Annotated in this window: 8 protein-coding genes; all 8 read left to right on the top strand. The window is 47.4% G+C overall.

Annotated elements, in window-relative coordinates:
- The coding region (locus tag GF404_04070; GenBank protein ID MBD3381354.1) for a response regulator at window positions 1-964 on the top strand (964 nt) is incomplete at its 5' end.
- A gap of 179 nt (window positions 965-1,143) precedes the next feature.
- Window positions 1,144-2,658 (top strand): hypothetical protein, encoded by a 1,515-nt coding sequence (locus GF404_04075; GenBank protein MBD3381355.1) that lies wholly within the window; start codon window positions 1,144-1,146, stop codon window positions 2,656-2,658.
- Between the two features lie 123 nt (window positions 2,659-2,781).
- Window positions 2,782-4,239, top strand: a complete 1,458-nt coding sequence (locus GF404_04080; GenBank protein ID MBD3381356.1) for a hypothetical protein — start codon at window positions 2,782-2,784, stop codon at window positions 4,237-4,239.
- Complete coding sequence (locus GF404_04085; protein MBD3381357.1) at window positions 4,239-4,955, top strand: hypothetical protein; 717 nt, start codon at window positions 4,239-4,241, stop codon at window positions 4,953-4,955. Before GF404_04080 ends, GF404_04085 begins: the two co-directional genes overlap by 1 nt.
- A gap of 8 nt (window positions 4,956-4,963) precedes the next feature.
- Complete coding sequence (locus tag GF404_04090; protein MBD3381358.1) at window positions 4,964-5,602, top strand: cobalamin-binding protein; 639 nt, start codon at window positions 4,964-4,966, stop codon at window positions 5,600-5,602.
- The gene (locus GF404_04095) at window positions 5,603-6,499 is read left to right on the top strand and encodes a methionine synthase (GenBank protein ID MBD3381359.1); all 897 of its coding nucleotides are present in this window, start codon (window positions 5,603-5,605) and stop codon (window positions 6,497-6,499) included.
- 19 nt (window positions 6,500-6,518) lie between these two features.
- Window positions 6,519-7,025 (top strand): hypothetical protein, encoded by a 507-nt coding sequence (locus GF404_04100; protein ID MBD3381360.1) that lies wholly within the window; start codon window positions 6,519-6,521, stop codon window positions 7,023-7,025.
- Between the two features lie 156 nt (window positions 7,026-7,181).
- Complete coding sequence (nadA, locus tag GF404_04105) at window positions 7,182-8,267, top strand: quinolinate synthase NadA (GenBank protein ID MBD3381361.1); 1,086 nt, start codon at window positions 7,182-7,184, stop codon at window positions 8,265-8,267.
- The last annotated feature ends 193 nt before the right edge of the window (window positions 8,268-8,460 follow it).

Consider the following 8,460-nt stretch of genomic DNA (forward strand, 5'->3'; position numbering starts at 1 on the left):
AATCAACCAGCAACTCCTGACACTGGGGCGACGTGGGCACTACAATCAGGAACCGGTAAATATCAACCTGATCGTTAAGCATGTGCTTGACCAGGTCTATGATAAGCCGGATAAGCTTAAAATCGAAACTGATCTGCAGGAAGACCTTCTTAATGTCATGGGGGGAAGATCACAGATTTTCAGAGTTATTTCTAATCTCGTCAATAACGCTCGCGATGCTATGCCTGAAGGCGGTTCGCTGAACATCAGGACAAAAAATATTTATGTCGATCAGTCAAGCGGTTACTACAACAAGGTCAAGACAGGTGAATATGTGTGCCTGACTATCAGTGATTCTGGACCCGGTATACCCGAAGAGATACAGAATAGAATCCTGGAACCGTTTTTCAGCACCAAGACTGCTGACAAGAAAAAAGGATCCGGGCTCGGGCTCAGCATTGTCCATGCTGTAATAGAAGACCATCATGGTTACCTGGACTGGAAAAGCAGTCCCGAGCAAGGCACCAGCTTCTATGTTTACCTGCCGATCACCAGGGACAAGATCCACAAGTCAGTTACCGAAAACCTCAGGGGAGGCACCGAAAGACTGCTGATTGTCGATGATGACAGGATTCAGCGTAATGTGGCCGCCAACCTGCTGGAAAAGCTCGGTTATAATGTCGCCACTGTCGCCAGTGGTAAAAAGGCCATTGAGTATGTCAAAAACTTCAGGCAGGACCTGATTATCCTCGATATGATTATGCCGGATGGCATGGATGGAACTGAGACTTACCGTAAGATCCTTGAAATCTACCCCGATCAACCAGCTCTGGTCATGACAGGTTACGCCGAAGCCGAAAGAGTCAAACTGGCGTTGTCCATGGGAGCTTCGAAAATATTGCGCAAACCTCTCACGCTCCAGGTACTCGGTCAGGCCGTCAGGGAAATTCTTGACAAGAATCCCAAGACTACTGCCAAAGTCTGAATCGGTATGAAGTACAGCGAAAATAATTCTTGACATTACCGCCGATACTTATACTTTATTATTGTATTACACTATCTCGTAATTTAATCGTGAGGTCTTCGCTAGTACCGTATTTGCTACTGCGTCGCAATATGCGATTTATGTCCAATCAATCCTGAACCCCAAATAAGGGAGGAGTTATGGTTTCACGTGGAGGCCTGTCCTTTTCTCGCCACGGAATCTACAGCCTGGTATTGACAGCAGTGGTGCTTTTTATCTCTCAAATGTTTTTCATGCCTCTTCAGGCACAGCCCTCGAGCAATATCAGGGTCATGATAGGAAATGCCGACTGGGTGCCCCTGGGAGATTCAGCCATCATCCCGGTTACGATCGAGCATAACCTGATGTTTCCCGAGCTGGTCGGTTTTGAACTCGATGTCGCCTACGAGGAAGCCCCTCTCGATTTCTCCGGCGCGATCGAAGGTGACCTGCTTACTGATTGTGGCTGGGAATACTTCGAATACCGCAAACTTGGCGACGGTTTAATCAGGCTGACAGCAATAGCGGACATTCTTAATTCCACCAATCCAACCTGTAACCTGATCCAGAATTCGGGCAATCTTGCTTACCTGGTGTTTCATGTGACCACAGACAATCAATGGGAATGTCACACCTCGCCGGTTAAATTTAAGTGGCTGGATTGTGCCAGCAATTCGTTTGTCAACGGTGGTGGCGACACGATTGTTTACTCTGACAGGGTATATTCTCACAACTGGCATTTCGGTGTATATGAGGAGATTCAACAGGATGATGAGTTTCCGACCTCTTTCGGCACACCGGATTCCTGCATGGGGCTGGGCGGTAATGTAACAATCCGGCTGGCCGATTTCGTCAACGGTTATGTCGATATACTCTGTAGCGATACCATTTCTAATCGAGGGGATCTTAACCTTAACCAGATTGCCAATGAAGTCGCTGACTGGGTTATTTATTCAGCATACTTTTTGCTGGGGCTGAATGCATTCACCCTCGATGTCGAGGCACAGACAGCCGCTAGCGATATCAATGCCGACGGTCTGACTTTGACGATGAGAGACTTTATTTACCAGTTGCGGATAATAATCGGCGATGTCCCCCCGATCCCCAAACGTTTTTCCGCGCCGGGCTCGGATACTGCCATTTTCATTCAGGATCTGTCCGCAAACACTGTTATTTTAAATTATCCTGACAGCCTGGCGGGGGCACATCTGGTTTTCAGCGGTGATGTTGATCCCGATCAGGATTATGCGGGACCAGATAATACTCCGATATCTGCCGAATTTCAATACGATACTACACGTGTGCTGATCGCCCCAGATTTTGCCACACCTCCTGAAGAATCGATGATTTCTTTTGGTGCGGGACAATTATTCAGCTATACCGGCGATGGTTATCTGCTCAGTGTCGATGTCGCTGATTATACCGATAAGTCGATACCTGTAAAGATTGAGTATGTCGGAATAGAGTATATCTGCGGCGATGTCAATGACGATCATGAAGTCGATGTCGGTGACATAGTCTACCTGATCGCCTATATCTTCAGCAACGCTTCGGAACCAAATCCTTATGAGAGTGGCGATGTCAATTGCGATATGACTATTAATCTTCTCGATGTCGTTTACCTCGTGTCCTACGTATTTCGCGACGGGCCGATTCCATGTGCTGATTGCCGTTAGAAATCAAAAACTATTACAACCGCCCGTATGAAACCGGGCGGTTTTTTTATGCCAATTGTGCTTGCAGTGTGAATTGCTATTAATTACCTTTTCGCTAAATTCAGTTAAATCTATGGAGCATGAATGAAACCAAAGATAAGATTTCTTGAAGAGAGTTTGATCGAGGAAATAATAAGTGAAGCTTATGCTATCTTGTGTGAACTTGGAATCGAAATTCACAACGAAGAAATTCTGAAAATGCTGGCCGACCACGGCGCGGATATCCGTCTGGACAATATGCGCGCGACTTTCACAGAAGATATCATCAACCAGGCATTGACTTCGGCACCCTCGTCTTTCAAGCTTTACGACGTTTTCGGTCAGGAAGCAGTCGACCTCTCCGATGGTCCGGTCAATTTCACACCCGGTTCAGCCGCGATCAACCTGCTCGATGATTCCCGTGCAGAAATTCGCAAGCCAGACACAGCCGACTATATTCGATTTTCGCGATTGATGAACCACATGGAAAATATCGCTTCCACCAGCACAGCTTTCATACCGGCTGATGTCGAGGCTAAAATATCCGACAGCTATCGTCTTTACCTGAGCCTGAAGTACTGCACCAAGCCGGTTGTGACCGGAGCATTTACAATCGATGCCTTTGAGGTCATGAAGGATCTGCAGGTTGCGGTACGGGGGAGTGCCGAGGATTTGGCGCTCAAACCGTTGACTGTGTTCTCATGCTGTCCAACCTCGCCCTTGAAATGGAGCGATGTCACTTCGCAGAACCTCGTCGACTGCGCGAATTTCAAAATTCCGGTCGAGTATATCGCCATGCCCCTGGCAGGTTTTATGGCACCGGTAACCTTGGTGGGAACGCTCGTCCAGCATACCGCCGAAACCCTCAGCGGATTGGTTATCAGTCAATTGACAAATCCCGGAACGCCCGTGCTGTATGGCGGTTCGCCGGCTATATTTGATATGAGATACGAAACAACACCGATGGGCGCTGTCGAAACTATGATGATCGACTGCGCTTACAATGAAATCGGTAAATATCTCGACCTGCCGACCCAGGCCTATATCGGGCTTTCCGACGCCAAGTTGCTGGATGCGCAGGCGGGATTGGAAACCGGACTGGGGATTTTCCTGGCCACCATGTCGGGTATATCCCAGGTCTCGGGACCAGGAATGCTGGATTTCGAGAGCTGTTTCAGTCTCGAAAAACTTGTGCTCGATAACCAGATAATATCGATGTCAAGTCGCCTTATGAAAGGTATTGAACCGAAGGATGATTTCCCGATCGTCCCGCGAATGGAAGAACTCCTCAGGGATAAACACCTGTTGATATCGTCTCATACGATGCAATACCTCGACCTGGAGCACTTGATGCCCTCAGAAGTGATCGACCGGGCAAACCGGATGCGGTATCGGGAAGAGGGCAGTCGTACTCTCGGCCAGCGGGCCAGGCAACAGATCGAAGAGTTTCTCAGGACGGAACAGGAAAACACTATCCCAGATGAAGTCTCTCAGGAACTTACCGCCCTGATGAAGAAAGAAGCTAAACAGCACGGCATGGATAAACTACCGGATTTACACTGATGCAAAATATTCTTGAGATCGAAGCACAGTCAATACTGCCCGGTTCAGAAGATGTTCTGCGGGCACAGGGTATTATGTCGAGCGGGGATGTCGACGACAGGATCATTGAACTTGTCGAACAGGCCGGGAAGATTTTCAACAGCTTGCGTCGACCGATGGGGATGTTTACGCGCATTTCAAGAGACGATTTCAGGGAAATCTACACAGGCTCCGGAAGAAACGATAATGAAACACCGGTCGCGGATATATTTCCAAACGCCGATCATCTATCGCTTTTCGCGGTCACTGTGGGGGTCGAAGTAAGCCTTGAAATTAACAGGTTGTTTGCCAAAAACGATTTTGCACTGGCCGCTATGCTGGATTCATTTGCCTCGGAAGCAGTGGAAAACTGCGCACAAATTATCCAGGATGAATACCATAGTAGCTTGATAGCAGGCAAAAAGGGTTCTGATGATTTAGTCTCGATGAGATACAGCCCGGGGTATTGCGGATGGCATATCAGCGGCCAGAAAAAGCTGTTTGAATACCTGCAACCGGGGAAGATCGGAATAACACTCAGTGATACATTTTTGATGCAACCATTGAAATCGATTTCCGGAGTCATCCTGACAGGCGATAAAAAGATCCATATTTACGAAGACAACTATCCCTGTTGCGAATCCTGCAAAAACAGAAGTTGTCTACAGAGAATAGAAAGACTAAAACAGAGCGCGTAGGGGAATAGATGCAGATATTTGAAGAAATCTCAAGCAGTTTACAGGCTGGCAATCACGATCAGGTTGCCAGTTTCACAAAACAGGCGATCGAACAAAAAATCGAGGCAAAGCAGATTCTCGACAACGGTTTGATAGCCGGAATGAACGTAGTGGGCGAGAAATTCAAGAAACACCAGATATTTCTGCCCCATGTCTTACTGGCGGCGAAAGCTATGTACGCGGGAATGGAGCTTTTAAAACCGCTTCTGATCGAGGAGGATGTTCCCACGATCGGCAAAGTTGTAATTGGGACTGTGAAAGGCGACCTGCATGATATCGGCAAGAACCTGGTCGGGATTATGCTCAAGGGGGCTGGATTTGAAGTAATCGATCTGGGCAATGATGTCACTCCCGAGGAATTCGTTGAAACAGCTACGGCCGAAAAGGCAGATGCTATCGGGATGTCAGCGCTTTTGACTACGACGATGACCGGAATGAAGGAGGTTATTGAACTTCTGAAGCAGAATAATATGCGCGATAAGATCAAAGTGATTATCGGCGGAGCCCCGATCAGCAGAGAGTTTGCCGAGGAAATCGGCGCTGATGCCTACGCTTATGACGGTCTTAACGCTGTCGAATCTCTCAAGAAGTTTATGGAAATCAATTAAATGAAATCATTTTTTCTGAAATTGAATTCTGTCCATGCGTTAGTCGCTGACGGCGCTATGGGTACCCAGCTGTTTGAACATGGCCTCGAGACCGGTGAGTGCCCGGAGAAATATAACCTGACCCATCCTGAAATCATCAAATCTGTGGCCCGTGCCTACTATCGAGCAGGAGCAGATATTATCCAGACCAACACATTCGGGGGCACGCCACTCAAGCTTGCAACCTATGGCTTAGATGACAAAACCGAGCAAATTAACAAACTGGCAGTCGAGCATGTACGCAGTCAGGTTGGAGAAGGCGCGTTTGTTTCCGGTTCATGCGGGCCAACCGGAAGGATATTGACACCGTACGGCGACACTGAACCCGAGAAAATTTACGACAGTTTCAAAAGGCAGACACGTGTCCTGATAGAATCAGGGGTGGATTTGATCTGCATTGAAACCATGACCGATGTAAGCGAAGCTGTGCTGGCTCTGAAGGCGGTACGGGACCAGAACCGGAAAATCCCTGTTGTCGCCACAATGACTTTTGACCCCACTCCTGATGGTTTCTTCACCATTATGGGGGTGACAATATCGGAAGCGGTTGAAAAGCTGACTGAAGCAGGCGCAGACTTAGTTGGCTCCAATTGTGGCAACGGGATTGAAAAGATGATCCAGGTCGCTCGAGAATTTATCTCACTAACCGACAAACCTGTTGTGATACAATCAAATGCAGGCCTGCCTCAGGTGCGTGACGGGGCAGTGATCTATCCTGAAACAGCGGAGTTTATGGCAGAAAAGGCTCGCGAAATGATAAAAATCGGCGTTAAAGTGATTGGTGGATGTTGCGGGACAAGTCCGGATCATATTAAGGCTTTTCGCCAGGTGGTCGATTCTATACAGGTGACAACTTAATAAAAGGGCAGGTGTGAAGATGTTCAGTATTTTAGGACGATTGATTGTTATCGGGGGCTCCGCTTTAATTATATACAGCTTGTTTTTACCGATCTATACTGACCAGATGCCGACAGAACCACAGGAGATGGGCGGAATAGTTATCACACCACCCCCGCTGGAATATGAGCTGTCTTTGTATAACCTCGGGAGCAAACTGGAGGAAGCTGGTGATTCTGTTCAGGATGCCCCTCAGATTTTAAACTATCTCTGGCTGGTTTTCGCGCTTTTAGCGCTCATCAATTTCTTACTGGCATTTAACAGACGACTGCCCAAAATCCTGCGAATTTTAATTGGAGTATTGCCACTGGTGTTGCTGGCGGCAGTTTTCTACCAGACCGGCACAAATCCGCAGATCACCACCGGTTTCAATGATCTTTACGAAAAGCTGTCCCAGGGATTCTTCCTGATTCTGGGGGGCTCGCTCGCAGTCCTGTTTGGATCTCTCCTGATAAAGCGTAAGCCCAAAAGAAGATATGTAACATAATAGTTCTTTCCCGCTCCAAAAACAGCTTGATATCTCCATTATTTGCTTTATAATAATCTCCAATTAATGATTTGCTAATTATTGTCAGAACATTATCATAATGCTAATGTTTTAAAAGTGAAGATGAGTATATTAGCAGGCAGTTAATCTATGGCTTTGACTTTTAATCCAATCCCGGCAGAATACCAGCGCGCTACCGATGATGAGCTGATAGCGCGAATAAAAGCAGCTAAAAAGAAGCTTGGCAAAAAACTGGTCATTTTGACTCATCATTACCAGCGCAAGGAGATTGTCGCCCTGGGCGATTATAAAGGCGATTCTTACGCGCTTTCAAAGATAGCCGCCGGGTTGGATGCAAAAATCATCGTTTTCTGTGGCGTTCATTTTATGGCGGAAGCGGCGGAAATCCTCAGCTCCGATGAGCAGACAGTTTACCTGCCAAATCCTCTGGCCGGTTGTCCGATGGCCGATATGGCCGAGATTGCCAATGTCTACAGGGCCTGGGATCAAATCCGAGATATCATACCGAATCGTAAAATCATCCCGATCGCCTATATGAACACCGCGGCCGACCTGAAGGCTTTCTGCGGTCGCAATAACGGCCTGGTATGTACCTCTTCAAACGCTCCTCAGGCCTTTAAGTGGGGTTATAATCATGGCGATATGGTCTTTTTCTACCCCGATCAGCATCTGGGAAGAAACACTGCCAACAAAATGGGGCTTTCAGAGGAGGAAGCGATTGTCTGGGACTTTCGCAAGAAAAAACTGGGCGGAAACAGCCCTGAACAGATCAAAAAAGCCAGGGCGATTCTCTGGAAAGGTTATTGCCATGTCCATACCACTTTCAAGCCGGATCATGTACGGATTATGCGTACCCGGTATCCCGATCTCAAGGTAGTGGTTCATCCCGAATGTCCCCAGGAGGTCGTCGCTCAAGCCGACGCACAGGGTTCCACAGCCTTTATCGTCAAGTATGTCGCCGACCAGCCCGCGGGCACACATATCGCGATCGGTACAGAGCTGAATTTGGTGGATCGACTGGTTCATGAGCATCCTGACAAGAACATCTTTGAACTTTCCGGACAGACCTGCGCTATGTGTGTCAATATGTACAGGACGACTCTGAACGACCTGGCCTGGTGTTTAGAGAATTATAAAGATGTTAATCCTGTCGAAGTCCCACTTGAAGTCCAGGATGATGCCCGTAAGGCACTGGCAAGAATGCTCGATATTGCAGGCTGACAATAAGATAAAGCGAAATTTTTTTTGTTCCTCTCTTGACATACCTCTCCATTATATGTATTATTAGTATAACTACCGTGATAATACTGTTCATGTCATTTCAGGAGGATCAAAATGTGTACCTGGAAGATAGCAGGTTTTGTGATTTTTATCCTCTCCTTCGGATTATGCATCTTTGTGTCAGCGGATAATC

The sequence above is a fragment of the Candidatus Zixiibacteriota bacterium genome (assembly GCA_014728145.1).
GTDB lineage: Bacteria > Zixibacteria > MSB-5A5 > JAABVY01 > JAABVY01 > WJMC01.